Here is a 26972-nt window from a genome sequence, read left to right on the forward strand (position 1 = left end):
GGCCGGGGATTCGCGGACTGGGTGGGTGATTTATTCGACCGGCGGCCATACACTCGACGCCCTTTACTGGCCGCCGGGCGATCCGGCCGCCCCGCGGGCAGGGCCACCCTGCGCTGACAAGTCCCGGATGCAATGAACCTACTCAAATCGCTGGCCGCGGTCAGCTCCATGACCATGATCTCGCGGGTGCTCGGCTTCGTCCGGGACACCATAGTCGCGCGCATGTTCGGCGCCGGCATGGCCACCGACGCCTTCTTCGTCGCCTTCAAGCTGCCCAACCTGCTGCGCCGCATCTTCGCCGAGGGCGCCTTCTCCCAGGCCTTCGTGCCGATCCTCGCCGAATACAAGACGCAGCAGGGCGAGGAGGCCACCCGCACCTTCATCGCCTATGTCTCCGGCCTGCTGACCCTGGTGCTGGCGCTGGTCACCGCGCTGGGCATCCTCGCCGCGCCCTGGGTGATCTGGATCACCGCGCCGGGTTTCGCCGACACCCCGGAGAAGTTCGACCTGACCACAGCGCTGCTGCGGGTGACCTTCCCCTACATCCTGCTGATTTCCCTGGCCTCCCTGGCCGGGGCCGTCCTCAATACCTGGAACCGCTTCTCGGTGCCGGCCTTCGTGCCGACCCTGCTGAACGTCAGCATGATCGCCTTCTCGCTGTTCCTCACCCCGTACTTCGACCCGCCGGTGATGGCCCTGGGCTGGGCGGTGCTGGCCGGCGGCCTGGCGCAGCTGCTCTACCAACTGCCGCACCTGAAGAAGATCGGCATGCTGGTGCTGCCGCGCCTTAACCTGCGTGACAGCGGCGTGTGGCGCGTGCTCAAGCAGATGGGCCCGGCGATCCTCGGCGTGTCGGTGAGCCAGATCTCGCTGATCATCAACACCATCTTCGCCTCCTTCCTGGCCGCAGGCTCCGTGTCCTGGATGTACTACGCCGACCGCCTGATGGAGCTGCCCTCCGGCGTGCTGGGCGTGGCCCTGGGCACCATCCTGCTGCCGTCCCTGGCCAAGACCTACGCCAGCGACGACCGCCACGAGTATTCGCGCCTGATGGACTGGGGCCTGCGCCTGTGCTTCCTGCTGGTGCTGCCCTGCGCCCTGGCCCTGGCGCTGATCGCCGAGCCGCTGACCGTGTCGCTGTTCCAGTACGGCAAGTTCAGCGCCAACGACGCGCTCATGACCCAGCGCGCGCTTATCGCCTACGCCGTGGGCCTGCTCGGGATCATTCTGGTCAAGGTGCTGGCGCCGGGCTTCTATGCCCGGCAGAACATCCGCACGCCGGTGAAGATCGCACTCTTCACCCTGGTTTCCACCCAGGCGATGAACCTGGTCTTCATCGGCCCGCTCAAGCACGCGGGCCTGGCCCTGGCCATCAGCCTGGCGGCCTGCCTCAACGCCGGTCTGTTGTACTGGCAGTTGCGCAAGCACGACCTGTTCGAGCCGCAGCCGGGCTGGGCGAAGTTCCTCGGCAAGCTGGTGCTGGCGGTGCTGGTGATGTCCGCCGTGCTGCTGGGCCTGATGCATTTCATGCCGGCCTGGGACCTGGGCGGCATGCCGCTGCGCCTGGCGCGCCTGGGCGCGTTGGTGGCGGCCGGCGTGGTGGCCTATTTCGGTATGCTGGCGCTGCTGGGCTTCCGCCTGCGCGACTTCTCGCGGCGGGCGGTGAGCTAGCCCGGCGCCGGCACTTGGGTGCATCCGTGACGCGCGGCGGCTTTGTGCCTGTCGCGCGGCGGCGGGTGCAGGTATAATCGACCACTTTCTGAGCAATACGCGCGCTATGCAGCTGCTTCGAGGCCTCCACAACCTGCGGCCCCTGTCCGGGGGCTGCGTTGCCACCATCGGCAATTTCGACGGCGTCCACCTTGGCCACCAGGCGATCCTGGCGCGTCTGCGCGAGCGCTCGCAGGAGCTGGGCGTGCCCAGCTGCGTGGTGATCTTCGAGCCGCAGCCGCGCGAGTACTTCGCCCCGGATGCCGCGCCGGTGCGCCTGACGCGCCTGCGCGAGAAGCTCGAACTGCTGCGCGAGCAGGGCGTCGACTTCGTCCTGTGCCTGACCTTCAACCGCCGCCTGCGCGAACTGTCGGCCGCCGAGTTCGTCCGCCAGGTGCTGGTGGACGGCCTGGCGGTGCGCCACCTGGAAGTGGGCGACGACTTCCGCTTCGGCTGCGACCGTTCCGGCGACTTCGCCTTCCTGGTCCGGGCCAGCGCCGAGCAGGGCTTCACCGTCGAGGCCGCCACCACGGTGGAAGTCGACGGCATGCGGGTGAGCAGCTCGCGCATCCGCAAGGTGCTCGCCGACGGCGACCTGCACCAGGCCGAGCGCCTGCTGGGCCGGCCGTTCCGCCTGAGCGGGCGGGTGCTGCACGGGCAGAAGCTCGGCCGCACCCTGGGTTCGCCCACCGCCAACATCCAGCTCAAGCGCCGCAAGGCGCCGCTGAACGGCGTCTACCTGGTCAGCACGGAAGTGGCCGGCCAGCGCGTCAACGGGGTGGCCAACATCGGCACGCGGCCGTCGGTCAACGGTGATGGCCGGCCCCACCTGGAAGTGCATCTGCTGGACTTCGCCGGCGACCTCTACGGCCTGCACCTGGATGTGACCTTCCACCAGAAGCTGCGAGATGAGCAGCGCTTCGCCTCCCTCGAGGCACTGAAGGCGGCGATCCTCGCCGACATAGCCGCCGCCCGGGCCTACTGGCTGGGCCAACCGCTTGATTGAAGAAATTCCGAACAGGCCCTGAGATGACCGACTACAAAGCCACGCTGAACCTTCCCGATACCCAGTTCCCGATGAAAGCCGGCCTGCCCCAGCGCGAGCCGGAAACCCTGAAGTTCTGGAACGACATCGGCCTGTACCAGAAGCTGCGGAAGGCCGGCGAAGGTCGCCCGAAATTCATCCTGCACGATGGCCCGCCCTACGCCAACGGCAGCATCCACATCGGTCACGCGGTCAACAAGATCCTCAAGGACCTGATCGTCCGCTCGCGCACCCTGGCCGGCTACGACGCCCCCTACGTGCCGGGCTGGGACTGCCACGGCCTGCCCATCGAGCACAAGGTCGAGACCACCCACGGCAAGAACCTGCCGGCGGACAAGACCCGCGAACTGTGCCGCGCCTACGCCAGCGAGCAGATCGAAGGGCAGAAGGCCGACTTCATCCGCCTGGGCGTGCTCGGCGAGTGGGACAACCCCTACAAGACCATGAACTTCGCCAACGAGGCCGGCGAGATCCGCGCCCTGGCCGAGATGGTCAGGCAGGGCTTCGTGTTCAAGGGCCTGAAGCCGGTGAACTGGTGCTTCGACTGCGGCTCGGCCCTGGCCGAGGCGGAAGTCGAGTACGCCGACAAGAAGTCCGACGCCATCGACGTCGCCTTCCCGGTGGAAGACGAAGGCAAGCTGGCCGCCGCCTTCGGCCTGCAGAGCCTGGCCAAGCCCGCCGCCATCGTCATCTGGACCACCACCCCCTGGACCATCCCGGCCAATCAGGCGCTGAACGTCCACCCCGAATTCACCTACGCCCTGGTCGACACCGGCGCGCGCCTGCTGGTGCTGGCCGAGGAACTGGTCGAGTCCTGCCTGCAGCGCTACGGCCTGGAAGGCCAGGTCATCGCCACCGCCAAGGGCGAGGCGCTGGACCTGATCCGCTTCCGCCACCCGTTCTACGAGCGCTTCTCGCCGATCTACCTGGCCGAGTATGTGGCCCTGGACGCCGGCACCGGCATCGTCCACTCCGCGCCGGCCTACGGCGAGGACGACTTCCGTACCTGCAAGCAGTACGGCATGAGCAACGACGACATCCTCAGCCCCGTGCAGAGCAACGGTGTGTACGTCCAGGACCTGCCGTTCTTCGGCGGCCAGTTCATCTGGAAGGCCAACCCGAACATCGTCGCCAAGCTGGACGAAGTGGGCGCGCTGCTCAAGCACGCCAGCATCAACCACAGCTATATGCACTGCTGGCGCCACAAGACCCCGCTGATCTACCGCGCCACCGCGCAGTGGTTCGTCGGCATGGACAAAAAGCCCGAAAGCGGCGCCACCCTGCGCGAGCGCGCGCTGGAAGCCATCACCCAGACCGAATTCGTGCCCAGCTGGGGCCAGGCGCGCCTGCACGGCATGATCGCCGGCCGCCCGGACTGGTGCATCTCGCGCCAGCGCAACTGGGGCGTGCCCATCCCGTTCTTCCTGCACAAGGCCACCGGCGAGCTGCACCCGCGCACCGTCGAGCTGATGGAAGCAGTCGCCCAGCGCGTGGAGAAGGAGGGCATCGAGGCCTGGTTCAAGCTCGACGCCGCCGAACTGCTCGGTGACGAAGCCGCGCAGTACGACAAGATCAACGACACCCTGGACGTCTGGTTCGACTCCGGCACCACCCACTGGCACGTGCTGCGCGGCTCCCACGCCGAGCTGGGCCATGCCGATGGCCCGGCCGCCGACCTCTACCTGGAAGGTTCCGACCAGCACCGCGGCTGGTTCCACTCCTCGCTGCTGACCGGCTGCGCCATCGACGGCCACGCGCCGTACCGCCAGCTGCTGACCCACGGCTTCACCGTGGACGAGTCCGGCCGCAAGATGTCCAAGTCCCTGGGCAACACCGTGGTGCCACAGACCGTGATCGACACCCTGGGCGCCGACATCCTGCGCCTGTGGGTGGCCTCCACCGACTACTCCGGCGAGATCGCGGTCTCCCAGACCATCCTGCAGCGCAGCGCCGACGCCTACCGGCGCATCCGCAACACCACGCGCTTCCTGCTCTCCAACCTGACCGGCTTCGACCCGGCCAAGGACCTGCTGCCCAACGACCAGTTGCTGGCCCTGGACCGCTGGGCCGTGGACCGCGCCCTGCTGCTGCAGCGCGAGCTGGAAGAGGCCTACCGCGAGTACCGCTTCTGGAACGTCTACTCCAAGGTGCACAACTTCTGCGTGCAGGAGCTGGGCGGCTTCTACCTGGACATCATCAAGGACCGCCAGTACACCACCCAGGCCGACAGCGTCGCCCGCCGCTCCTGCCAGACCGCGCTGTTCCACATCGCCGAGGCGCTGGTGCGCTGGGTCGCGCCGATCCTCGCCTTCACCGCCGAGGAAGTGTGGAAGTTCCTGCCCGGCGAGCGCGCCGAGTCGGTCATGCTGACCACCTGGTACGACGGCCTGTCCGAACTGCCGGCCGACGCCGAGCTGGGCCGCGCCTACTGGGAGCAGGTCATGGCCGCCAAGGCCGCGGTCAACAAGGAGCTGGAGAACCAGCGCACCGCCAAGGCCATCGGCGGCAACCTGCAGGCCGAGGTCACCCTCTACGCCGAGGACGACCTGGCCCGTAGCCTGGGCAAGCTGGGCAACGAGCTGCGCTTCGTGTTGATCACCTCCACCGCCACCCTCGCGCCCCTGGCCGATGCCCCGGCCGATGCCGTGCAGAGCGAACTGCCCGGCCTCAAGCTGAAGGTGGTGAAGTCGGCCCACGCCAAGTGCGCCCGTTGCTGGCACCACCGCGAGGACGTCGGCAGCCACGCCGCGCACCCGGAAATCTGCGGCCGCTGCGTGGAGAACATCGAAGGCGCGGGTGAGGTTCGCCACTATGCCTAACCGCTTCGGCCGCCTCGGCCGTCTCGGCCTGCTGTGGATAACCGTGCTGGTCCTGGTCCTCGACCAGGTCAGCAAGGCCTACTTCGAAGGCACGCTGAGCCTGTACCAGCAGATCGTGGTCATCCCCGACCTGTTCAGCTGGACCCTGGCCTACAACACCGGCGCGGCCTTCAGTTTCCTGGCCGACAGCTCCGGCTGGCAGCGCTGGCTGTTCGCCCTGATCGCCATCGTGGTCAGCGCGGTGCTGGTCATCTGGCTCAAGCGCCTGAAGCCCAGCGACACCTGGCTGGCCATCGCCCTGGCCCTGGTGCTGGGCGGCGCGCTGGGCAACCTGTACGACCGCATCGTGCTCGGCCACGTGATCGACTTCATCCTGGTGCACTGGCAGAACCGCTGGTACTTCCCGGCGTTCAACCTGGCCGACAGCGCCATCACCGTAGGCGCCATCATGCTGGCGCTGGACATGTTCAAGACGAAGAAATCCGGAGAGACCGCCCATGGCTGACAGCAACAGTGATATCCAGCGCATCGGAGCGGATACCGAAGTCACCCTGCACTTCGCCCTCAAGCTGGAAGACGGCAACGTCGTCGACAGCACCTTCGACAAGCAGCCGGCCACCTTCAAGGTCGGCGACGGCAACCTGCTGCCGGGCTTCGAGCAGGCGCTGTTCGGCCTCAAGGCCGGCGACAAGCGCACCCTGAACATCGAGCCGGAGCAGGGCTTCGGCCAGCCGAACCCGGCCAACGTGCAGGTGATGCCGCGCGACCAGTTCCAGGACATGGAACTGGCCGAAGGCCTGCTGGTGATCTTCAACGACGCCGCCAAGACCGAGCTGCCCGGCGTGGTCAAGGCCTTCGACGAACAGCAGGTGACCATCGATTTCAACCACCCGCTGGCCGGCAAGAGCCTGACCTTCGAAGTGGAAATCATCGACGTAAGGGCGCTCTGAGGGCCCTTCGCAGGCGTAGGATGGGTTGAGCCAAGCGATGCCCATCGCGCCATCCCCTCTGCGCGCCGAGACAGACCGACCATGCAAATCAAACTCGCCAACCCCCGCGGCTTCTGTGCCGGCGTCGATCGGGCGATCGAAATCGTCAACCGCGCCCTGGACGTGTTCGGCCCGCCGATCTACGTGCGCCATGAAGTGGTGCACAACAAGTTCGTGGTGGAGAACCTGCGCAACCGCGGCGCGGTGTTCGTCGAGGAACTCGACCAGGTGCCGGACGACACTATCGTCATCTTCAGCGCCCACGGCGTGTCCCAGGCCGTGCGCAAGGAGGCCGAGAACCGCGGCCTGAAGGTCTTCGACGCGACCTGCCCGCTGGTCACCAAGGTGCACATGGAAGTGGTGCGCTACAGCCGTGATGGCCAGGAGTGCATCCTCATCGGCCACGAAGGCCACCCCGAGGTGGAAGGCACCATGGGCCAGTACAACCGCGACAACGGCGGCGACATCTACCTGGTCGAGGACGAGGAAGACGTGGCCGCGCTGCAAGTGCGCGACCCCGAGGCCCTGCACTTCGTCACCCAGACCACCCTGTCGATGGACGACACCTCCAAGGTGATCGACGCCCTGCGCGCGAAATTCCCGCACATCAAGGGCCCGCGCAAGAACGACATCTGCTACGCCACCCAGAACCGTCAGGACGCGGTCAAGGACCTGGCCGACCAGTGCGACCTGGTGCTGGTGGTGGGCAGTCCGAACAGCTCCAACTCCAACCGCCTGCGCGAACTCGCCGAACGCATGGGCACCCCCGGCTACCTGATCGACGGCGCCGAGGACCTCAAGCGCGAATGGTTCGAAGGCAAGCAGCGCATCGGCATCACCGCCGGCGCCTCCGCCCCGGAAGTGCTGGTGCGCGGGGTGATCGAACAACTGCGCAAATGGGGCGCGGAGCCCGAGGTGGAACTGGATGGGCGGGAGGAGAACATTACGTTCTCGATGCCCAAGGAACTGCGGGTGAAGGCGGTTTAAACCCGTTCCTGCCAGGCGGCATCTTCCGTCCCCTCCAGGAGCCATGGCGTAGGACGGGTGGAGCGAAGCGATACCCATCGCCATATTCGACCGAACGCCGGCCTTTGCCGGCGGAATCGCGGATAAATCCGCTCCCACGCTGTATCCCGCCTGCGCCTAGGTGCTCTGCGTAGGATGGGTTGAGCTTGCGAAACCCATGCTGCCGTGGTGATGGGTATCGCTTCGCTCAACCCATCCTACGACGGCATTTCTCCTGTTCCTGCTCCGTAGGGGCAGCGTTTCACTTCCAGCAGTCGTTCACACTGGTGCTGCCGCTGACGCCGCGGGTGCCCATGGCATTGAGCGTCAGGTTCCCGCATTTGGTATCTCTCGTCTGCACGCCCTGCGGGGTTGCCGTCAGCAGGTAGCCACCGCTTCCGTTGGGGTTGCTGATGGTCAGCGCGTACTTGCCGGTATCCGAGGTCACGGTCGTGCCGTTTGTATTGCGCATATTCAAATTGCCGATGTCGTCTTGGTCAGTGACATAGGCATTGTTCTGGGCGAAGTAGCGCTCCTGACGCGCGGCCGCGTCGTTGAGCAGAGCCTGCCCTTCGCTGCGGTTGCCGCGCAGGACGTATTCCTGGTAGCTGGGATAGGCGATGGCCGCCAGGATGCCGATGATGGCCACCACGATCATCATCTCGATCAGGGTGAAACCCGCTGTCTTCTTCATGTACTGCTTCCTCATTGCGGGGCTGCGCGCCAAGTCTGGCGTCCGGTGGACTCGGGGCCGAAGCTGATGTTCATCGGCGCGCCGTCGGCAGTGAAGCGGGTATTGCCGGAAAGCGCCGCGCCACCGGCCGGGGTCTTGTAGCCGGAGACCACCTGGCTGGTGTCGCCGGAAACGTAGGCGTCGCCCTGGTCGACCACGAAGTTCTGGCTGAAGTCGAAGATGTTGAAGTCGGCGCGACCGCCGGTATAAGGGTCGAGGCCGTACGACCAGCCTTCCACACCAGCCTGGCACACATCCAGGCTGGGTGTGCGGGTGTTGATCAGCAGGGCCTGACCACGGGCCGCCATTTCGTCGACGATCCGCTCGCCTACCAGGCTGCCCCCGGTGACCTGGAGGTTCAGGTACCAGCCGCTTTTCGTCGTCCAGTCCACGCTGTTCTGGCTGAGCAGACGGATATCGAAGGTGTTGGCCGTGTTGTCGGCGAAGGTCGCACCGTTCACCTGGGACGAAATGGTCTGCCCTTGCAGGTTGGCCCGCGACAGGGTTGGCGTGCTGGTGACCGCTTCGCCCTTGGTCTTCTTGTCCCAGATGCCGTAGAGCGTCTGCAACTGGAACGGGCTGGTCTTGTCGACGGTGCCCAGGTAGCGGCCGGTACCGAAGATCACCAGATAGCCAGTGGTCGAGGGATGGCGTACCAGCGATGGCGGCGCGGTGATCGGTTGGCGCACACCGCCACTGCCGTCGGCATCCTTGGCCACGTACAGCGGGGTGCCGTTGAAGGATGTCTTGAAGGTCGAGGCCTGGACGTTGGTGTTGGCGAAGGGGTTGGTGGCGGAGCTGTCGATCAGGTCGAAGCGCCACAGGTTACCCTGCAGGTCGCCGGCGTAGGCGTAGTCGATGATGCCATCGCTGTTGTTGTCGGCGCCGCGGATGCTGGACAAGCCGTTGGTACCGGCGACGCCCTGTGCTTCCAGTGTCTTGAGGACGGTGCCGGTCTTGATGTCCAGCACGTACATCACCGCCTTGCCGCTGCTGTTGTTGGCGCTGTTGTAACCATTGGGCAGCAGCACGCCCCATTGACCGCTGTGCAGGCGGGCGACCACCGGAGTGGGGATGGTGAAGCCGAGGTTGCTCAGCGTCGTGTTGGTACTGTCCTTGCTGCTGGCGTTGTCGTCGTCGAACTCCCAGAGCAGGGCGATGTTGTCCGGGTCGGTCACGTCTAGGGCGAAGGCGGACTTGCCGCCGGCGCCCAGGGTGCCCACCAGCACGGTATGCCAGGCGTCGTCGTAGTAGACGTCGCGCACGGTCAGGCTACCGTCGACGAACCAGCGGTGCTGGGCGGCGGTGTAGTCCTTGCTGCTCAGGTACTGCAGGTTCGGGATGACGGCGCGGGGCACGAAGGCGAATTTCTCCACGCCGGTGGTGCCGTCGAAGGCGTGCAGCATGCCGTCGTTGGCGCCGACGTAGACCTGGGTGCGGCGAGTCTTCTTGGCTTCGATGAAGTCGGCGTACTTCTGGTAGCCGCCATCGATGGCGCCTGCCAGGTAGGCCAGGTACTGGGCGCCGGAGACCACCACCGGGTTGGAGTTGATGATGTCGCCCAGCAGGGTGCTGCGCCGGCGGAAGCTGCTGCCTTCGCCGCTGCGGTCGCCCAGCACGTAGCCGAGCTGCGCGGAGGTCAGGGTGGTCTGCAGGTCGACGCCGTTGTAGGTCACACCCGACAGGTTGCTGTGGGTGAGGGTGGTCAGGCTGCCGTTGCTGCCCTTGAACTTGATGTTACGGGTGCTCGGGAACTGGTCCTTGGCGTGCCAGACCACGGTGCGGGCGAAGGTGGCCGGGTTGATGGTCTCCTTGATCAGGTCGCCCGACCAGTCGTCCACCAGGAAGTTGGAGCGGTATACCGAGCGCGCGTCGCTGATCGAGGCGCCGGGTTGCAGGCGCTCCACCGACGGGGTGGAGACGGAGCTGTTGCGCTGGTAGATGTCGTTGAACGCTTTGTTCAACTGGTCCTTCAGCGTCAGGGCGTTGGTGACCAGGAAGTAGTTGTCCGGCACGCCGTTGCCATCGGTGTCGTTGTTGGTCGCGTTGGTGCCGTACTTGGCGGCGTACCACAACGGGTTCTCCAGGAAGGTGGCCGCCGGGGTGCCCGACAGGGTGAAGGTGCGCGAGGAGCTGAGCCGGCTCAGGGTGCAGTCGTTGGGTTTGGTGGTCGCGTTGCAGTAGTTGGGATCGCGACCATCGGGAGTATCCAGCTTGTAGGCGACGTTGTTGCCGCCCTGGTCCTTGACCTCAAGGTAGATACCGTCCTTGGTGGTGCCGGAGATCACGTAGCCCATGTGCTGGTCGATGCCGCCGGCGGCGTATTCGGAGGTCATGTTGATGACCAGCTTGCCCTGATCGTTGACCAGCAATTCATACAGGGCGATGGCGTCCATGTCATGGTCGGCGCCCTGTTCCACGTCCTCGTAGTTGATGCGGAACTTGGCGTAGGGACGGCCGCCGTTGAGGGTGGCGTCGCAGTCGCTGACCAGGCTGGGCGTGCCGCCATTACAGGCTGGCGAAGTATTGGCGAACTTCTCCACGTAGTAGTCGACGATCTGGTCGGTGGGCTGGAAGCTGCCGTTCGCGTCGATGCTGCTGCCACCGACGGACTTGGCGAAGGGCACCACGGTCACCACGCTGGTGACGCCATTGCTGGTGACGGGGAACTTGATGGTCGGCAGGGGCGAGGCCAGTGCTACCGAGTAGGTCAACAGGGCCTTGTCGCCGCCGATCTTGTTGTTCGCGCCATAGCGCGCCACGGCAGCGGAGTAGTAAGTGCCCTGTTTGCTGGGTTCCTCCGGCGCCAAACCGCGGACGGTGGACAGGTTGCTGACGGTCTTGGCTGTGGGGGCACTGTCGGCGACACCGTTGGATTCGCCGATGAAGATGGACTTGCTGCCACCCCCTTCGGCTGCCCAGATCTTGTCCGCCTCGGTGGAGACGTTCAGGCCCGCCAGCGATCCTGAGGAGGGCGCCGAAACGTCGGTGGACCATTTGCTGCCCGGCAGCTTGAAGTCATAGGACGGGTTGATGTCGCTGATGACCGTCATGGCCGGGACCGAGCACACGGGGTAGCCATTGGGGTTGGCGGTCGACTTGTAGGGCGGGGTCCAGGTGCCGATGCGCGGAAGGCCCAGCACGTCCTTGTCCTTGCTGTTGCCGGAGCCATAGTCATAGGTGCTGGTGGGCGTTGTTTCACCGGAGAAGTAGCGCATCGTCTCGTACATCATTTCGCCGATCGGATTGCCCCACATGTAGCAGGTGTCGTTCTGAGTGATCGGGCGCGTGGTGATCCAGCCGCAGCCGTAGGTATGGTCGCCGTAGTTGAAGTCGATGATGCGCAGCTTGTTGATGGTCGCCACGATGCCGTTGGTCACGCCGTCGGAACCGCACACGTTGGTGCCGGCGAAGCAGTATTGCCCGGTGGTCGAGCTGTACTCCTTGGAGAAACTCTGCAACTGGCTGCGCAGCACGCCGCCGCTGATGTTCTTCTGGAACGAGCCGGTGAGCAGGCCGAAGTACATCTTGTTGGTGGCGCCGTAGTCGTGAAGGATACCGGTCGGCTTGAAGCCGTTGCCGTAGGCGGTGCAGTTGCTTTCGCGCAGGCCGGCGTTGTCGGTGCCGCTGGGGCAGACCGAGACCTTGACGTTCCTGTCGGTCATCTCGCTGGTGCCGGTGGCCGGGGTCTTCCAGTACAGGTAGAAGTTGGCGTCGCCGCTATTTTCCTCGTGACGGAACTTGAAGGTATAGGCGGTACCCGCGGTGAGCGTTACCGAGGCGGTGGTGCCGTTGCCGCCGCCGCCGGCCTTGCCGTGGTCGCCATAGTAGGACGCGGTAACGCCATTGACCTGGAATTCGACCGCGTCGTCACCGTCCACCGAGAACTGGTAGACGCCCGTCAGCGCCGGGGTCAGGGTGCCGGTGATCAGCGTGTGATAGCCATCCTGGCCACAGCCGTTAGCGGAGTAGGGGTTGGTGAAGTTCTGGCCGGTGCTTATGTTGGTGAATGATGGCGTTCCGCTACCGCATTTTGCAGAGTTGCTGCTGTAGTTGTTGAACAGGTCGTCCATCTGCGACTTGTTGGTGGAAGTCGAGCGCGAGTCCTTCCAGGTGGTGAGCGTCAGGCCCGACATCTGGTCGGCGGGCACGATGGTCCAGTTGCCGCCACTGGGGCCGCCACTGGTGCAGTTGACCTCCGAGCCGGAACTGTTCACGCAGGTGCTGCCGGCTACCGGCCGCTCCTTCGACACCCAGTTCCAGATGCGGAAGCTGGTGTTGGTCAGGGTGCGCAACTGCGGCACGCCGGTGTCCTGGGTCAGCGACACCACGGCGAACAGGTGGCGGTAGCCGCCGGCCGCCGGCTGGCTCAGCGGGGTGTAGTCGGAAATGCGGTAGCCGTCGTAGGCCTCGCTCAGGTATTCCTTGCCCCAGGCGTGGTCGTCCTGGGGAACGTAGGAGCCTTGCAGCACGGTGGAGGTGGTGGTGTCCTCCACCCGGTAGCCGCCGTAGAGCACCTTGCGCAGGGCGTCCATGCGCGAGGTGGCCAGGTAGTTGAGGAAGTCGCCGCTCCAGTGGCCAGGGCACTTCTTGTCGGTGGTGGCGCTGACCGGGCTGAAGCGGCCGTCGCTGTAGTCGTAGCAGGCGAACGAGTTGAAGTAGCCGTAGTAGTCGATGCCGCCGTGTTCCTTGTCCAGGTGCCCCTTGTAGCCCACGTCGAGAATGCCGTCGCCATTGAGGTCGGAGGCGTCGTTGTAGGCCTCGTAATACAGCTTGTGGTCACGGCCCATGACCAGCATGTTCAACGGTGGCACCGAGTCGTTGACGAAGACCGGGGTGCGCGAGATGTCGATGTCTGCCCAGGCGCTGGCGCACGGAAGCAGGAGGGCGCAGAGCAGGCTGGCGCTGGCGTTGATCGCGGTTTGGCGGAGAGTCTTCATGTCAGTGCCTGGGGGTCAGTTGTTGTATACCCGGGCCACCACGGAGCGCAGTGGGGCCGTGCGGTTGTTGCTGGAGGCGCGGCTGTTCACTTCATAGAAGAAGGTGCCGTTGCCCAGCATCATCGAGCCGTACTCGGGGTTGATCGACTGGCCGCCGACGTTGCCGCTGGGGGCGGCGATCATGTAGCGACTGACAGTGGTTGTCTGCGTGGAGGGCGTAACGCCCGTGCCGGTGTAGCCCATGGCGTCGGAGAAGTCCTGGGCATAATCGTTGGCGGTCTTGTTCCAGATACAGGGCAGGTCATCGGTGGTGGCGTCCGCCGGGCAGCGGTCGGGCGGCAGCAGCGACTCGCTGAGGCTCTCCTCGGTGTTGCGTAGCGCCGATTCGGCGCCGTTGAACAGGCGCTTCTCCTCGGCCACGCTTCCGGTGATACGGGCTTCCAGCGCCGACTGGCGGACGCTGGAGATGGCCAGCACGGAGATGACCAGCAGGATGATCAGCGAGACGAACAGGATTGCGCCCTGCTGCGACTGGCGGGATGCATTCATGGCATGAGGTTCCTGAGGGTGATCGAGCCTTGGGCGATCTGGTAGAGCTGCCCGCTGTCGGTGCCGATGCCGGAGTCGGGATAGCGGGCCTTCCATTGCGTCAGGGTGGCGCTATCCATGCCCTGGCGGGCATTGACCGAACTCACCATAAGAGCGGCATAGCGCACTGCCCGGATCGGCTGGGTACCCGGGGAGGTGGTATAGGTATCTACCTGGCGTTCATCGGTCTGGGGGCCGACTCCGTACTCGAACTGAATGTCGGCGACGCCTCTTAGGATGGTCCCTGGCTCATCTTCACCCGCTGCACACTTGAGTTCGTTGTCTTCGATGAAGAACTTTTCCATCACGGTCAGCGTGCTGGTGGTGTAGGGCTCGTCGGGAACGGTTCCGTCGGCGGGCTTCGCCCCCAGGCAGTTGCGCTCGTCGGGGTCGCGGGGTTCATAGCGGATGCAGATGCCGCTGTCGCTGGCCAGCGTGACAGTCTGACCCTTGGCGAATGCGCATCCCTCCGGGGCTCCGCTGCTTGAGTCTGCCGCCGGGAAACTGGTATCGAACCCGCGGTCGGGCTGGCGCCGGTAGCCGGTCTTGCTCAGTTCCTGGTCGAGCAGCAGGAAGGTGTAGCGGCTGTTTTCCTGGTTCTCCGTCTGGGCCTGCTGGAAGACGAAGGTGTTCTTGTTGTCGATGAAGATCTGCACTATCCCGATGATCAGGAAACTGCTGACGGTCAGGGCGACCATCAGCTCGATCAGGGACAGGCCTTGCTGGCGCTTCTGCATGCTGGTCCGCCTCAGATTTCCGCTCTTACCCGATAGCGGCAGATGGTCTTGTCGTCGCCGCTGTCCGCCGCATCCATGCACTCGCCGCTCTTCACCCGCCAGGCCACCTGGATTTCGATGGCGCGGCCCGCACTGCCACAAGTGCCGGCGCTGCTCCCCGCGCGGCAGACGTGCACCTCGGCTGCCAGACCGCTGGCGCCGGGCAGTGTCTCCTGCACGCGGGTCAGCCAGCAGTTGAGCTGCTCGGCGGGGTTGGCGTTGGCGGGGAGCGGCTGGCAGCTTCCCTCCTCGGGCGCCTCCGGGTAGCCGTCGCTACCGGTGAAATACGCCGAGTTCGGGTTGAGGTTGCCGCTGGCGGTATAGACCTGGTCGCGGTTGCTGCGCATGGTCTCCAGCATCTCGTTGGCCAGCATGGCGGCGGTGCTGCGTTGCACGGAGTCCTGGGTGTACTGCACCGTGCGTCCTTGCATGGCGACCATGCCCAGCACCCCGATGCAGATCAGCAGCAGGGCGACCAGCACCTCGATCAGGCTGAAGCCGGAGGATTGCCTGCGAACGTCATTCATGATCCGCAACTCCCGAGTGCTTCACCTGCGTCCGACGTGCCGCGAGGCCACAGTCTCACCTGTCCGGCCACGCTGACGGTCAATTGATAGCCGGTGGCGGCATCACCGTCGTTGCAGATGTAGATGTTGGTATTGGCGGAGGCGGTGCCGTTCGGATAGAAGGTCACCGAGGCAGTGGCCGGCAGGATGCTGAGGGTGCTTTGCTGGCTATCCAGTTGGCGAAGGACGGTATTGCCCTGGCTGACTGTCCAGGCTCCGCTGCTGGCTGCTGCGGTGATATCGACATTGCGCGTCACCGCCTCGGCGCGGGCGTATTGCAGCAGGGAGGCGAGTTCGCTGGCGGCGCTCTGAGTCCGGTTGGTCTTGATCAGGTAGCTGAAACTGGGTAGCGCGATGGTGGCGAATATCACCAGCAGCGCTACGACGATCATCAGCTCGACCAATGTGAACCCCGCCATTTTCTGGGGGCGCGACATGGCGCATTCCTCCTATTTACCTTGAAGGAAATGCTGCCAATTTGTGTGGGAAATGTCCCTTTTTGTTGGATGGCCGATACAAATCGCGCGATGTCCGGTCATGTCCGCTGGTCTTCTGTGACCTCGGTCGCAGAGCGCTTGTGCGCTGCTCAGCGTGGGCAGAGGCTGGCGCTGGGGGCGCTTTCGTGGCGGATGCGGCCGCTTCGGTTGATCACGATCCGGTGGGCTGTGGCGTGTTGGGCACAGATCCTGAAATGGCCGGCGTGGAAGGCGCCGTTGGGGCGGATGGCCTGGCCCTGGGGGCGGTAGTGGATATAGCTGCGGGAGGTTTCGTCCGGGTATATCTGCACGCCTTCCAGGGGCGGGTGGAGGCGTAGCCGGGGTTCGCCGGATTGCTGCTGGCCGTCGTTGTTGTCGTCGTGGAACAGCGCCCAGCCTTTGGCCCAATCGCCTTCGTGGGCCACGACGCTGACCGGGCGGCCGGTCAGTACCGCGGTTTGACGGGCATGGCTCAGGGCGCCATGCAGGCTGTGCAGGGCGACAAGGGCGCGATTTGACTGGAGCAGGTTGTCGAAGGCCGGTATGGCCAGGCTGGCGAGCAGCGAGAGCAGGAGAATCGAGAGCAATGCTTCCAGCAGGCTGAATCCGCGATTCTTGGGCATGAGGAGCCGTCCCTGGCTTTGCCTTGCTGCCGCAGTATCTTTCTTTTGGTCCGTTATCTGGGCCTTGGATGTCGTGCGTCGATTCCGTCGAAGGTGTAGGGCGCTTCGCTCTGGTGGGGTTGGTATAGTGGCGCGCCGGATGACCGTCCGGTTTCCTGTCGGTTCGAGGTGCAGCGGTATGTCGGATGTTCTGCTTGTCGGTGGTGGCGTTGTCGGGCTGTTGAGTGCCTGGACCCTGGGGCGCGAGGGGCTGCGGGTGACTCTGGTCGAGCGTGGTGAGACCGGGCGCGAGGCCTCCTGGGCCGGCGGCGGCATCGTTTCCCCGCTCTACCCCTGGCGCTACAGCCGGGCGGTGGCGAACCTGGCGCACTGGTCGCAGGATTTCTATCCGGCGCTGGGCCAGCAACTGCTGGAGGACACCGGCGTCGACCCCGAGGTGCACGTCACCGGCCTCTACTGGCTGGACCTGGACGACCAGGCCGAGGCGTTGGCCTGGGCCCGCGCCAACGGCCGCCCGTTGCAGGAGGTGGACATTTCGGCGGTCCATGATGCCGTCCCCGCGCTGGGGGCCGGTTTCCAGAAAGCGGTCCACATGCCGGGCGTGGCCAACGTGCGCAACCCGCGCCTGGCGCGTTCGCTGCGCGAGGCGCTGCGGCGCATGCCGAACGTCGAGGTGCTTGAGGGTTGCGAGGTCAGCGGTTTCATCCAGGAGCAGGGCGCCATTCGCGGCGTGCGCTGCGCCGACGGCGAGCTGCGGGCCGATGCGACCGTGCTGGCGGCCGGCGCCTGGAGCGGCGAGCTACTGGCCGGCCTGGGCCTGGAACTGCCGGTCGCGCCGGTGAAGGGGCAGATGATTCTCTACAAGTGCGCGGCGGATTTCCTGTCCAGCATGGTGCTGGCCAAGGGGCGCTACGCCATTCCCCGGCGCGACGGCCATATCCTGGTGGGCAGCACCCTGGAGCATGCCGGCTTCGACAAGACGCCCACGGACGAGGCCTTGGCCAGCCTGCGCGCTTCCGCCGAGGAACTGCTGCCGGCGCTCGCCGGGCTGGCGCCGGTGGGACACTGGGCGGGGTTGCGGCCGGGCTCGCCCGAGGGCATTCCCTTCATCGGCCAGGTGCCGGGGTACGAAGGGCTTTGGCTGAACACCGGGCACTACCGCAACGGCCTGGTGTTGGCGCCGGCGTCCTGCCGGTTGCTGGCGGACCTGATGTCGAAGCGCGAGCCGATCATCGAGGCGCAGCCCTATGCGCCGGAAGGGCGCTTGGTGGCGACGCCGTTGGCGTGATCCCGTTCGCGAGGACGGGCAGGGCGGCAATAGGTGGGCTTTGCGTAGGGCGAATAACCGTTCGCGGTTATCCGCCGTTTATCCCATGTGTTAGCCAGTGCCCAGGTCAATCTTGGAGCCGCCTGGGGTCAATCCCGGGATCGAATTCGGGGTTGGCCGGGAAGCGAGGCTAGGCGGCGGATAACCGCGAACGGTTATCCGCCCTACGTTCTGCCAGGGCACGGCGTAAGGGGGGGCCCTTGCTCAATCGATACCGAGCTTCTTCAAGCGATAGCGCATCGAACGGAACGTCAGTCCCAGGCGCTGGGCAGCGGCGGTACGGTTCCAGCGGGTTTCTTCCAGCGCCTGCATGATCAGCTTGCGTTCGATCTCTTCGAGGTAGTCCTCGAGGTTGTCGATCTGCGCCAGGCTGGCCTCGCCGGTTTCGCCGCCGCCGGTGGCCTCGGCGAAACGCAGGTCCTGGGGCTGGATGACATCGTCTTCGCACAGGGTGTAGGCGCGTTCGAGCATGTTCTCCAGTTCGCGCACGTTGCCCGGGAAACGGTAGCTCTTGAGCTTTTCCAGGGCTTCGGGGCTGACCTGCGCCGCGGCCAGGCCGCTGTCGCTGGCCAGGCGCTTGAGCACGCGCTCGGTGAGCAGCGGGATGTCCTCGCGGCGCTCGCGCAGCGGCGGCACGCGCAGTTCGATGACGTTCAGGCGGTAGTAGAGGTCCTGGCGGAAGCGGCCGGCGGCGACTTCCGCGGCCAGGTCCTTGTGGGTGGCGCAGAGCACGCGCACGTCCACCGCCACTTCCTGCTGGCCGCCCACTGCGCGCACGGCCTTTTCCTGGATGGCGCGCAGCAGTTTCACCTGCATCGGCAAGGGCAGGTCGGCCACTTCGTCGAGGAACAGGGTGCCGCCATTGGCGGCCTGGAACAGGCCCTGCTTGTCTTCCACGGCGCCGGTGAAGCTGCCTTTCTTGTGCCCGAAGAATTCGCTTTCCATCAGCTCGGACGGGATGGCGCCGCAGTTCACCGGGACGAAGGCCACTTCGCTGCGCGGGCCCTGTTCGTGGATCAGCCGGGCCACCAGCTCCTTGCCGCTGCCGGATTCGCCGCTGATGTAGACCGGCGCCTGGCTGCGCGCCAGCTTGGCGATCTGGTTGCGCATCTGCCGCATGGGTGGCGAGTCGCCCAGCAGGCGGTTGTCCACCGGCGCGTCTTCCGCGCCCGGCGAGCGCAGGCGCAGGGCCGTGGCCACCAGTTCGCGCAGGCGGCCGAGGTCCACCGGCTTGGTGAGGAAGTCGAAGGCGCCAGCCTTGAGCGCGTTGACCGCGGTGTCCAGGCTGCCGAAGGCGGTGATCATGGCCACCGGCACCTGCGGGTGGCGCTGCTGGATGTGCTGCACCAGGTCCATGCCGGTGCCGTCGGGCAGGCGCATGTCGGTCAGGCACAGGTCGAAGGGCTCGCGGGCCAGGTATTCCTTGGCCTCCTTGACGTTGCGGGCGCTGCGGGTGTCCAGCTTCATGCGGCCGAGGGTGATTTCCAGCAGCTCGCGGATATCCGGTTCGTCGTCGACGATCAGGGCTTTTTGCCGGCTCATGCTCTTTTCTGTCAGCTCTGCTTGCGCGGGTGGGCGAAGGTGATGCGGAAGCTGCCACCGCCTTCGTCGCGGTTCTTGAAGTCGATGCGGGCCTGGTTGCTTTCGCACAGCTCGCGGGAAATGTACAGGCCCAGCCCGGTGCCCTTGCTCTCGGTGGTGAAGAAGGGTTCGAACAGCTTGCCCAACTGCTCCGGGGCGATGCCGGGGCCGTCGTCGAGCACCTCCAGCACCGGCAGGTCGCTGTCCCGGTCGCGGAACAGGTTCAACCACACCTGGCCGCTGCCGTTCTGCCGGGCACTGTACCGTAACCCATTCTGCACCAGGTTACCCAGCACCTGGGTGAGTTGGCTGGGGTCCATGCGCGTCTGGATCTCGCCGCCGCCCATTTGCAGGTGGATCTGCTGGTCGCCGCGCAGGCCTTCGCGCTGCTCGTCGGTGAAGCGCTGCAGCCACTGCCTGAGGTCCAGCTGTTGCGGCTCGGCCTGGCGCCGCCGCGACAATTGCAGGACGTTCTCGATCACCAGGTTCATGCGCCGCGACTGGTCCTGGATGATCTGCGTCAGGCGCCGGTCGGGGGCGTCGAGCGTTTCGGATTCCTGCAGCAGCTGCGCGGCGTGGCTGATGGCGCCCAGGGGGTTGCGGATCTCGTGGGCGATGCCGGCGGTCAGCCGGCCCAGGGCCGCCAGCTTGAGCTGCTGGGCCTGCTGGGCGATCTGCGAGATGTCTTCGAGGAACACCAGGGTGTGCTGCTCCTCGCCGCGGCGCAGCGGGATGAAGCTCGGCTGCAGCATGGGGCCGCCTTCGGGCGCCTGCAGGCTGGGCGGGCGCAGCGAGGGGTTGCGCTCCCACTGCTGCAGGCTGTCGAGCAGTTCCGGGCAATGCTCGGTGGCGAGCTTGCCCGCCAGTTCCGGCTGGGCCAGCAGGCCCAGGGCGCTCTGGTTGGCCAGCAGCACGCGGTGCCGGCTGTCCAGCACCAGGATGCCGGTGCGCATGCGCTGCAGGATGAGGGCGTTGAGCTCTTCGAGGTTGGCCACGGTGGTGGCGCGTTCCTCGGCCAGGTGTTCGGTGAGTTGCTGGCGCCGCGCCAGGCCCTGCAGCAGCAGCGCGGCGGCGAAGCTCAGGGCGCCGAGGCTGCCGGCCTGGACGTAGTGGTTGATCGCCGTGGGCTGGCTGAGGCTGAGGTAGAAGGTCAGGTAGATCATGCCGATCGCGGCGACGGCAGCGATCAGCAGGCCGATGCGCCCGCGCAGCAGGATGTTGGCGATGCCCACCGCCACCACCAGCAGGTTGCCGATGCCGCTGGGCACGCCGCCGGCGGCGTAGAACAGGCCGCACAGCGCGAGGATGTCGAACAGCGCCAGGAGGAAGATCGGCAGCAACTGGCGCGGCGTCGGCATCAGCACGGCGATCAGGATGTTGACGATCAGGTAGCTCCAGCAACTGGCATGGAACAGCGCCGACTGGCCGACGTTGAGCACGCGGTCGTCGAGGTCGCTGGAAATCAGCAGCACCAGCAGCAGGCCGATGCTCAGGCGGTACAGGTGGTACAGGCGGAGGATGCGCTGCCCCTGCTGGCCGCTGATGGGGATGGCCTTAGCCATGCCGCTGGCTGTCCTGCTGCAGGTGGGCCTGGCTGCAGTACCAGCGCTGCTCGTGCTGCAGCGCGTTGGCGCGCGGCACGTGCACGCCGCACTGGGCACAGCGGACCATGGGCTCGGCCGGGTCGTCCGGCGGCGCCTGGGGCGGGCGTTGCGGGCGGGTAGCCTTGCGCCACAGCCACCAGATCAGGGCAATGAGGAGGATCCAGAACAGCAGGCGGACCATGGCGTTCCCTTTTTTCGTGAAGAGCCGCAGTTTATCCGAGCCACCACGGCGTACAAGTTGCGCGGGCCGCTACTGTGCGGCAGATTCGCGCGGGCATGAAAAAGGGAGGCCGGAGCCTCCCTCTGCATGGCGGGTCGATCAGTCGACCAGGCCGAAGGTCAGGTAATGCCACCAGGAGTGGCTCTTCTTGCCGCTGGTGTCCGGCTTCTCGACTTCCTCGTCCTGGTGCTCGGGCTGCAGCTCGCGCGGGATCTGCTGGCGCGCGTCTTCGTACTGGCGCATCACGTCCTTGCTCGCCTGGGTTTCCATCTGCGGCGGCGCGGTGTTGGAGTCGATCAGGCCGAGGGTGGCCTTGGCCAGCCAGGAGCGGCTGCTGTCGTCGTCCTCGCGGGGCTCGAACTGGCCGTCCTTCAGGCTGGGGTTGTCCGGGTAGTTGAGCTTGAGGGTCTGCAGGCTGCTGTCGGCCAGGTCGTTCAGGCCCAGGCGCTGGTAGGCCTCGGTCATGATCGCCAGGCCATCGCCGACGGCCGGGGTCTCCTGGAAGTTCTCCACCACGTAGCGGCCGCGGTTGGCGGCGGCCACGTAGGCCTTGCGCTTGAGGTAGTAGTGGCCGACGTGCACTTCGTAGGCCGCCAGCAGGTTGCGCAGGTAGACCATGCGCGCCTTGGCGTCCGGGGCGTAGCGGCTGTTGGGGAAGCGGCTGGTGAGCTGGGCGAACTCGTTGAAGGAGTCGCGCGCCGCGCCCGGGTCGCGCTTGGTCAGGTCCAGCGGCAGGAAGCGCGCCATCAGGCCGCGGTCCTGGTCGAAGGAGGCCAGGCCCTTCATGTAGTAGGCGTAGTCGACGTTCGGGTGCTGCGGGTGCAGGCGGATGAAGCGCTCTGCCGCCGAACGCGCGGCTTCCGGCTCGGCGTTCTTGTAGTTGGCGTAGATCAGCTCCAGCTGCGCCTGTTCGGCGTAGCGGCCGAACGGGTAGCGCGACTCCAGCGCCTTCAGCTTGTTGATGGCGTTGGTGTAGCTGTTGTTGCCGAGGTCTTCCTGCGCCTGCTGGTACAGCTGGCTCTCGCTCAGGTTCTCGTCGACCTTGTCGCCCTTGGACGAGCAGGCGGAGACCAAGACGAGGGTGGCGATCAGCAGCAGGTGTTTCACTTGCATGGCGGCTTGCGTCCCTGGACGGTCGGCTGTCGCGGCCGCATCCGTCTGTTATGATTGGCGCCCCAGGCGAACCCCTGGGACAAAGGCCCCGTATTTAACCACAGCGTGCCGCCCACCAAAAGGTGGCGCGCCTACTGTGTCCCATCATGTCCGATCTCATCCAACTGGCGGCAGAAGTGCCGTTCGACCTGGGCGGCCAACGCCTCGACCAGGTCGCCGCACAACTCTTCCCCGAACACTCCCGCTCGCGCCTGGCCGGCTGGATCAAGGACGGCCGCCTGACCGTCGACGGCGCCGTGCTGCGCCCGAAGGACGTCGTCCACGCCGGCTCGCGCCTGGCGCTGGAGGTGCAGCTGGAGGCCCAGGGCGAGTGGAAGGCCCAGGACATCGAGCTGGACATCGTCTACGAGGACGAGCACATCCTGGTGATCGACAAGCCCGCGGGGCTGGTGGTCCACCCGGCCGCCGGGCACCAGGACGGCACCCTGCTCAACGCCCTGCTGCACCACGTGCCGCACCTGGCCAACGTGCCGCGCGCCGGTATCGTGCACCGCCTGGACAAGGACACCACCGGCCTGATGGTGGTGGCCAAGACCCTCGAAGCCCACACCAACCTGGTCGCCCAGCTGCAGGCGCGTTCGGTGAGCCGTATCTACGAGGCCATCGTGGTCGGGGTGATCGTCGCCGGCGGCAAGATCGATGCGCCCATCAGCCGCCACGGCGTGATGCGCCAGAAGATGGCGGTGGTGCCCACCGGCAAGCAGGCGATCAGCCATTACCGGGTGCTGGAGCGCTTCCGCTCGCACACCCACACCCGGGTGAAGCTGGAGACCGGCCGCACCCACCAGATTCGCGTACATATGTCGCACATCGGCTTCCCGCTGGTGGGCGACCCGGTCTACGGCGGGCGCTTCCGCATTCCGCCGGGGGCTAGCCCGACACTGGTCGAGTCGCTGCGCGACTTCCCGCGCCAGGCCCTGCACGCGCGCTTTCTCGAACTGGACCACCCGGCGACCGGCGAGCGCATGAAGTGGGAGTCGCCGCTGCCTGACGACTTCACCTGGCTGCTCAGCCTGCTGCGTCAGGACAACGAGTCCTTCGTATGACCTCGCCCTGGCTCATCCCCGACTGGCCGGCGCCGGCCAACGTGCGCGCCTGCGTCAGCACCCGCGCCGGCGGAGTGAGCCAGGCACCGTTCGACAGCTTCAACCTCGGTGACCACGTCGGCGACGAGCCGGCCGCGGTGGCCGAGAACCGCCGCCGCCTGGAACAGGCCCAGGGCTGCCGGCCGGCCTGGCTGAGCCAGGTGCACGGCATTGAGGTGGTGGAAGCCGACCCTTCCCGCGTCGCCACTGCCGACGCCAGCTGGAGCGCCACGCCGGGCATCGCCTGCGCGGTGCTCACCGCCGATTGCCTGCCGGCGCTGTTCTGCGACCGCGCCGGCACCCGCGTTGCAGCGGCCCACGCCGGCTGGCGCGGGCTGGCCGGCGGCGTGCTGGAAGCCACCCTGGACAGGCTGGCGGTGCCGGCTGGCGAGGTGCTGGTCTGGCTCGGCCCGGCCATCGGTCCGCAGGCCTTCGAGGTCGGCCCGGAAGTCCGTGAAGCCTTCCTCGCCGACCACGCCGAGGCCGAGGCGGCCTTCGTGCCCAGCGTCAATGCCGGCCGCTACATGGCCGACATCTACCAGCTCGCGCGCATCCGCCTGGCCGCGCGGGGTGTCACTGCCGTCTATGGCGGGGGGCTGTGCACCTTCAGCGATGCCGAGCGTTTCTATTCCTACCGCCGCAACCCGCGCACCGGGCGCCAGGCCAGCCTGGTCTGGCTCGGCTGACTCCGTAGATTCCGCCTTCCATGCTGCCCTGGTGATGGGTATCGCTTCGCTCAACCCATCCTACGAAGAGCGCCTCGGCGCAATCGGCAACAGCCTTCCCTCTGCGCGCGAATGCCGCTTTCGTGATGGCCTTGCGCCGGTACGAACTGACCGGCGTCATGGCGATTTGGCTTGAAGCGGCCAAAATCGTCCTTATCTAACTGGCATCCCGGCGGGTTGTTTCTTCATCAGGGGCAGGTATCGCCCCGACCCGCTATCTAGAAGGAAGGACGAACTCCATGCGAATCGACCGTTTGACCAGCAAGCTGCAACTGGCGCTGTCCGATGCCCAGTCCCTGGCCGTTGGCCACGATCACCCGGCCATCGAGCCGGTGCACCTGCTTTGCGCCCTGATCGACCAGCAGGGCGGCTCCATCAAGCCCCTGCTGATGCAGGTCGGCTTCGATATCCCGGCCCTGCGCGCAGCCTTGAATAAAGAGCTGGATGCGCTGCCGAAAATCCAGAATCCCACCGGCGATGTGAACCTCTCGCAGGACCTGGCGCGCCTGCTCAACCAGGCCGACCGCCTGGCCCAGCAGAAGGGCGACCAGTTCATCTCCAGCGAACTGGTGCTGCTCGCCGCCCTGGACGACAACGCCAAGCTCGGCAAGCTGCTGCTCGGCCAGGGCGTGAGCAAGAAGGCCCTGGAGAACGCGGTGAACAACCTGCGCGGCGGCGAGGCGGTCAACGACCCCAATGCCGAGGAGTCGCGCCAGGCCCTGGACAAGTACACCGTGGACATGACCAAGCGCGCCGAGGACGGCAAGCTCGACCCGGTGATCGGCCGTGACGACGAGATCCGCCGGACCATCCAGGTCCTGCAGCGGCGCACCAAGAACAACCCGGTGCTGATCGGCGAGCCCGGCGTGGGCAAGACCGCCATCGTCGAGGGCCTGGCCCAGCGCATCGTCAACGGCGAGGTGCCCGACGGCCTCAAGGACAAGCGCCTGCTGGCCTTGGACATGGGCGCGCTGATCGCCGGCGCCAAGTTCCGCGGCGAGTTCGAGGAGCGCCTGAAGGCGGTGCTCAACGAGCTGTCCAAGCAGGAAGGGCGGATCATCCTGTTCATCGACGAACTGCACACCATGGTCGGCGCCGGCAAGGCCGAGGGCGCCATGGACGCCGGCAACATGCTCAAGCCGGCCCTGGCCCGCGGCGAGCTGCACTGCGTCGGCGCCACCACCCTGGACGAATACCGCCAGTACATCGAGAAGGACGCGGCCCTGGAGCGGCGCTTCCAGAAGGTGCTGGTGGACGAGCCCAGCGAGGAAGACACCATCGCCATCCTCCGTGGCCTGAAGGAGCGCTACGAGGTGCACCACGGGGTGACCATCACCGACGGCGCCATCATCGCCGCGGCCAAGTTGTCGCACCGCTACATCACCGACCGCCAGCTGCCGGACAAGGCCATCGACCTGATCGACGAGGCCGCCAGCCGCATCCGCATGGAGATCGACTCCAAGCCGGAGGAACTGGACCGCCTGGACCGCCGGCTGATCCAGTTGAAGATCGAGCGCGAGGCGCTGAAGAAGGAAGACGACGAGGCCACCAAGAAGCGCCTGGCCAAGCTGGAAGAAGACATCGCCAAGCTCGAACGCGAATACGCCGACCTGGAAGAGATCTGGAAGTCGGAGAAGGCCGAGGTGCAAGGCTCGGCGCAGATCCAGCAGAAGATCGAGCAGGCCAAGACCGAGCTGGAGCTGGCCCGCCGCAAGGGCGACCTGAACCGCATGGCCGAGCTGCAGTACGGGGTTATCCCGGACCTTGAGCGCAGCCTGCAGATGGTCGACCAGCACGGCAAGGCGGAGAATCAGCTGCTGCGCAACAAGGTGACCGACGAGGAGATCGCCGAGGTCGTGTCCAAGTGGACCGGCATCCCGGTGTCGAAGATGCTCGAAGGCGAGCGCGAGAAGCTGCTGCGCATGGAAGACGAGCTGCACAGGCGCGTCATCGGCCAGCACGAAGCGGTGGTGGCGGTGGCCAACGCCGTGCGCCGTTCCCGCGCCGGCCTGGCCGACCCCAACCGGCCCAGCGGTTCCTTCCTGTTCCTCGGCCCGACCGGGGTGGGCAAGACCGAGCTGTGCAAGGCCCTGGCCGAATTCCTCTTCGACACCGAAGAGGCGCTGGTGCGCATCGACATGTCGGAGTTCATGGAAAAACACTCGGTGGCCCGCCTGATCGGCGCCCCGCCGGGCTACGTCGGCTATGAGGAAGGCGGCTACCTGACCGAGGCCGTGCGCCGCAAGCCGTACTCGGTGGTGCTGATGGACGAGGTGGAGAAAGCCCACCCGGACGTTTTCAACATCCTCCTGCAGGTGCTGGAAGACGGCCGCCTGACCGACAGCCATGGCCGCACCGTGGACTTCCGCAACACGGTGGTGGTGATGACCTCCAACCTCGGTTCGGCGCAGATACAGGAGCTGGTCGGCGACCAGGAGGCCCAGCGCGCGGCGGTGATGGACGCGGTGAACGCGCACTTCCGTCCGGAGTTCATCAACCGGATCGACGAGGTGGTGGTGTTCGAGCCGCTGGCCCGCGAGCAGATCGCCGGCATCGCCGAAATCCAGATGGGCCGCCTGCGCAAGCGCCTGGCCGAGCGCGAGCTGAGCCTGGAGCTGAGCACGGAGGCGATGGACAAGCTGATCGCCGTCGGCTTCGACCCGGTATACGGCGCGCGGCCGCTGAAGCGGGCGATCCAGCGCTGGATCGAGAACCCGCTGGCGCAGCTGATCCTGGCCGGCAAGTTCCTTCCCGGGGCGAAGATCCATGCCAAGGTGGAGGGCGACGAGATCGTGTTTGCCTGATCTTGGTGCCTCTGGAAAAGCCCCGCGTTGCGGGGCTTTTTCTTTTTTTGCTTTTTGCTTTTGTAGGAGCGAGCTTGCTCGCGAATGGTGCTTACCGGCAGCACAGGTGCCTTGGAGTGGCTCCGCTCCCTCTCCCCAGCCCTCTCCCTGAAGGGAGAGGGGGCTTGTCCGTGCCGAGAAATG

At 66.2% G+C, this 26972-nt stretch carries 21 protein-coding genes; 10 read left to right on the plus strand and 11 right to left on the minus strand.

The window, feature by feature from the left end:
- The first annotated feature begins 132 nt into the window (after positions 1-132).
- The 6 genes from murJ (at position 133) to ispH (ending at position 7550) form a co-directional block, all read left to right on the plus strand.
- Entirely contained in the window at positions 133-1671 is a 1539-nt protein-coding gene (gene murJ / locus FG99_RS29070; RefSeq protein WP_043273634.1) for a murein biosynthesis integral membrane protein MurJ, read from the plus strand.
- Positions 1672-1777: 106 nt separating this feature from the next.
- Positions 1778-2716, plus strand: coding sequence for a bifunctional riboflavin kinase/FAD synthetase (gene ribF / locus FG99_RS29075; protein WP_009617557.1), 939 nt, complete (start codon positions 1778-1780; stop codon positions 2714-2716).
- 23 nt (positions 2717-2739) lie between these two features.
- Entirely contained in the window at positions 2740-5574 is a 2835-nt protein-coding gene (gene ileS / locus FG99_RS29080; RefSeq protein WP_043273635.1) for an isoleucine--tRNA ligase, read from the plus strand.
- Entirely contained in the window at positions 5567-6079 is a 513-nt protein-coding gene (gene lspA, locus FG99_RS29085; RefSeq protein ID WP_043273638.1) for a signal peptidase II, read from the plus strand. Before ileS ends, lspA begins: the two co-directional genes overlap by 8 nt.
- The gene (fkpB, locus tag FG99_RS29090; protein ID WP_043273639.1) at positions 6072-6524 is read left to right on the plus strand and encodes an FKBP-type peptidyl-prolyl cis-trans isomerase; all 453 of its coding nucleotides are present in this window, start codon (positions 6072-6074) and stop codon (positions 6522-6524) included. Before lspA ends, fkpB begins: the two co-directional genes overlap by 8 nt.
- 81 nt (positions 6525-6605) lie before the next feature.
- Entirely contained in the window at positions 6606-7550 is a 945-nt protein-coding gene (gene ispH, locus FG99_RS29095; protein WP_043273640.1) for a 4-hydroxy-3-methylbut-2-enyl diphosphate reductase, read from the plus strand.
- Between the two features lie 280 nt (positions 7551-7830).
- Here the strand turns inward: ispH and FG99_RS29100 are convergent, their stop codons facing one another.
- The 7 genes from FG99_RS29100 to FG99_RS29130 all read right to left on the minus strand — a co-directional run bounded on the left by FG99_RS29100 (position 7831) and on the right by FG99_RS29130 (position 16270).
- On the minus strand, positions 7831-8262 hold the full coding sequence (locus tag FG99_RS29100) for a type IV pilin protein (protein ID WP_043273641.1): 432 nt from the start codon (positions 8260-8262) through the stop codon (positions 7831-7833).
- Positions 8263-8273: 11 nt separating this feature from the next.
- Positions 8274-13241 (minus strand): PilC/PilY family type IV pilus protein, encoded by a 4968-nt coding sequence (locus FG99_RS29105; RefSeq protein WP_043273642.1) that lies wholly within the window; start codon positions 13239-13241, stop codon positions 8274-8276.
- A gap of 15 nt (positions 13242-13256) precedes the next feature.
- Positions 13257-13790, minus strand: coding sequence for a pilus assembly PilX family protein (locus FG99_RS29110; protein ID WP_043273643.1), 534 nt, complete (start codon positions 13788-13790; stop codon positions 13257-13259).
- Positions 13787-14566: a PilW family protein gene (locus FG99_RS29115; RefSeq protein WP_043273644.1), complete on the minus strand. Its 780-nt coding sequence runs from the start codon at positions 14564-14566 to the stop codon at positions 13787-13789. The genes FG99_RS29110 and FG99_RS29115 overlap by 4 nt, the downstream gene beginning before the upstream one ends.
- An 11-nt stretch (positions 14567-14577) precedes the next feature.
- Positions 14578-15132: a type IV pilus modification protein PilV gene (gene pilV / locus FG99_RS29120; RefSeq protein ID WP_043273646.1), complete on the minus strand. Its 555-nt coding sequence runs from the start codon at positions 15130-15132 to the stop codon at positions 14578-14580.
- A complete protein-coding gene (locus tag FG99_RS29125; RefSeq protein WP_043273648.1) occupies positions 15129-15608 on the minus strand; it encodes a GspH/FimT family pseudopilin in 480 nt (159 codons plus the stop codon). Before FG99_RS29125 ends, pilV begins: the two co-directional genes overlap by 4 nt.
- A gap of 149 nt (positions 15609-15757) precedes the next feature.
- Complete coding sequence (locus FG99_RS29130; RefSeq protein WP_043273650.1) at positions 15758-16270, minus strand: GspH/FimT family protein; 513 nt, start codon at positions 16268-16270, stop codon at positions 15758-15760.
- Positions 16271-16448: 178 nt separating this feature from the next.
- Here FG99_RS29130 and thiO point away from each other — a divergent pair, with 178 nt between their 5' ends.
- Positions 16449-17558, plus strand: a complete 1110-nt coding sequence (thiO, locus tag FG99_RS29135; RefSeq protein ID WP_043273652.1) for a glycine oxidase ThiO — start codon at positions 16449-16451, stop codon at positions 17556-17558.
- 243 nt (positions 17559-17801) lie between these two features.
- Here thiO and FG99_RS29140 read toward each other — a convergent pair whose 3' ends face one another.
- The 4 genes from FG99_RS29140 to FG99_RS29155 all read right to left on the minus strand — a co-directional run bounded on the left by FG99_RS29140 (position 17802) and on the right by FG99_RS29155 (position 22115).
- Positions 17802-19139 (minus strand): sigma-54-dependent transcriptional regulator, encoded by a 1338-nt coding sequence (locus FG99_RS29140; protein ID WP_043273653.1) that lies wholly within the window; start codon positions 19137-19139, stop codon positions 17802-17804.
- Between the two features lie 11 nt (positions 19140-19150).
- Positions 19151-20740 carry a sensor histidine kinase gene (locus FG99_RS29145; RefSeq protein ID WP_043273654.1) on the minus strand — a complete coding sequence of 530 codons (1590 nt, stop codon included), beginning with the start codon at positions 20738-20740 and terminating at the stop codon, positions 19151-19153.
- Positions 20733-20963 carry a PP0621 family protein gene (locus FG99_RS29150; RefSeq protein ID WP_009617584.1) on the minus strand — a complete coding sequence of 77 codons (231 nt, stop codon included), beginning with the start codon at positions 20961-20963 and terminating at the stop codon, positions 20733-20735. The genes FG99_RS29145 and FG99_RS29150 overlap by 8 nt, the downstream gene beginning before the upstream one ends.
- A 138-nt stretch (positions 20964-21101) precedes the next feature.
- Positions 21102-22115: an outer membrane protein assembly factor BamD gene (locus tag FG99_RS29155; RefSeq protein WP_009617585.1), complete on the minus strand. Its 1014-nt coding sequence runs from the start codon at positions 22113-22115 to the stop codon at positions 21102-21104.
- 146 nt (positions 22116-22261) lie between these two features.
- Between FG99_RS29155 and rluD the strand changes: the two genes are divergently transcribed.
- From rluD to clpB, 3 genes are all read left to right on the plus strand, one after another.
- Positions 22262-23221 (plus strand): 23S rRNA pseudouridine(1911/1915/1917) synthase RluD, encoded by a 960-nt coding sequence (gene rluD / locus FG99_RS29160; protein ID WP_043273657.1) that lies wholly within the window; start codon positions 22262-22264, stop codon positions 23219-23221.
- Positions 23218-23946 carry a peptidoglycan editing factor PgeF gene (pgeF, locus tag FG99_RS29165; protein WP_043273659.1) on the plus strand — a complete coding sequence of 243 codons (729 nt, stop codon included), beginning with the start codon at positions 23218-23220 and terminating at the stop codon, positions 23944-23946. Before rluD ends, pgeF begins: the two co-directional genes overlap by 4 nt.
- Positions 23947-24224: 278 nt before the next feature.
- Positions 24225-26789, plus strand: a complete 2565-nt coding sequence (clpB, locus tag FG99_RS29170; protein WP_043273660.1) for an ATP-dependent chaperone ClpB — start codon at positions 24225-24227, stop codon at positions 26787-26789.
- Positions 26790-26972 lie beyond the last annotated feature (183 nt).

It is taken from the genome of Pseudomonas sp. AAC, from assembly GCF_000725445.1.
Classification (GTDB): domain Bacteria; phylum Pseudomonadota; class Gammaproteobacteria; order Pseudomonadales; family Pseudomonadaceae; genus Pseudomonas; species Pseudomonas citronellolis.

Excerpts from the sequence above, each read along its gene's own strand:
- lspA (WP_043273638.1), top strand. The coding sequence starts at position 5,567 with ATGCCTAACCGCTTCGGCCGCCTCGGCCGTCTCGGCCTGCTGTGGATA.
- FG99_RS29150 (WP_009617584.1), bottom strand. The coding sequence starts at position 20,963 with ATGGTCCGCCTGCTGTTCTGGATCCTCCTCATTGCCCTGATCTGGTGG.
- rluD (WP_043273657.1), top strand. The coding sequence starts at position 22,262 with ATGTCCGATCTCATCCAACTGGCGGCAGAAGTGCCGTTCGACCTGGGC.
- FG99_RS29140 (WP_043273653.1), bottom strand. The coding sequence starts at position 19,139 with ATGAGCCGGCAAAAAGCCCTGATCGTCGACGACGAACCGGATATCCGC.
- thiO (WP_043273652.1), top strand. The coding sequence starts at position 16,449 with ATGTCGGATGTTCTGCTTGTCGGTGGTGGCGTTGTCGGGCTGTTGAGT.
- ispH (WP_043273640.1), top strand. The coding sequence starts at position 6,606 with ATGCAAATCAAACTCGCCAACCCCCGCGGCTTCTGTGCCGGCGTCGAT.
- FG99_RS29155 (WP_009617585.1), bottom strand. The coding sequence starts at position 22,115 with ATGCAAGTGAAACACCTGCTGCTGATCGCCACCCTCGTCTTGGTCTCC.
- ileS (WP_043273635.1), top strand. The coding sequence starts at position 2,740 with ATGACCGACTACAAAGCCACGCTGAACCTTCCCGATACCCAGTTCCCG.
- pgeF (WP_043273659.1), top strand. The coding sequence starts at position 23,218 with ATGACCTCGCCCTGGCTCATCCCCGACTGGCCGGCGCCGGCCAACGTG.
- pilV (WP_043273646.1), bottom strand. The coding sequence starts at position 15,132 with ATGAATGACGTTCGCAGGCAATCCTCCGGCTTCAGCCTGATCGAGGTG.
- ribF (WP_009617557.1), top strand. The coding sequence starts at position 1,778 with ATGCAGCTGCTTCGAGGCCTCCACAACCTGCGGCCCCTGTCCGGGGGC.
- clpB (WP_043273660.1), top strand. The coding sequence starts at position 24,225 with ATGCGAATCGACCGTTTGACCAGCAAGCTGCAACTGGCGCTGTCCGAT.
- FG99_RS29100 (WP_043273641.1), bottom strand. The coding sequence starts at position 8,262 with ATGAAGAAGACAGCGGGTTTCACCCTGATCGAGATGATGATCGTGGTG.
- murJ (WP_043273634.1), top strand. The coding sequence starts at position 133 with ATGAACCTACTCAAATCGCTGGCCGCGGTCAGCTCCATGACCATGATC.
- fkpB (WP_043273639.1), top strand. The coding sequence starts at position 6,072 with ATGGCTGACAGCAACAGTGATATCCAGCGCATCGGAGCGGATACCGAA.
- FG99_RS29130 (WP_043273650.1), bottom strand. The coding sequence starts at position 16,270 with ATGCCCAAGAATCGCGGATTCAGCCTGCTGGAAGCATTGCTCTCGATT.
- FG99_RS29125 (WP_043273648.1), bottom strand. The coding sequence starts at position 15,608 with ATGTCGCGCCCCCAGAAAATGGCGGGGTTCACATTGGTCGAGCTGATG.
- FG99_RS29145 (WP_043273654.1), bottom strand. The coding sequence starts at position 20,740 with ATGGCTAAGGCCATCCCCATCAGCGGCCAGCAGGGGCAGCGCATCCTC.
- FG99_RS29110 (WP_043273643.1), bottom strand. The coding sequence starts at position 13,790 with ATGAATGCATCCCGCCAGTCGCAGCAGGGCGCAATCCTGTTCGTCTCG.
- FG99_RS29115 (WP_043273644.1), bottom strand. The coding sequence starts at position 14,566 with ATGCAGAAGCGCCAGCAAGGCCTGTCCCTGATCGAGCTGATGGTCGCC.
- FG99_RS29105 (WP_043273642.1), bottom strand. The coding sequence starts at position 13,241 with ATGAAGACTCTCCGCCAAACCGCGATCAACGCCAGCGCCAGCCTGCTC.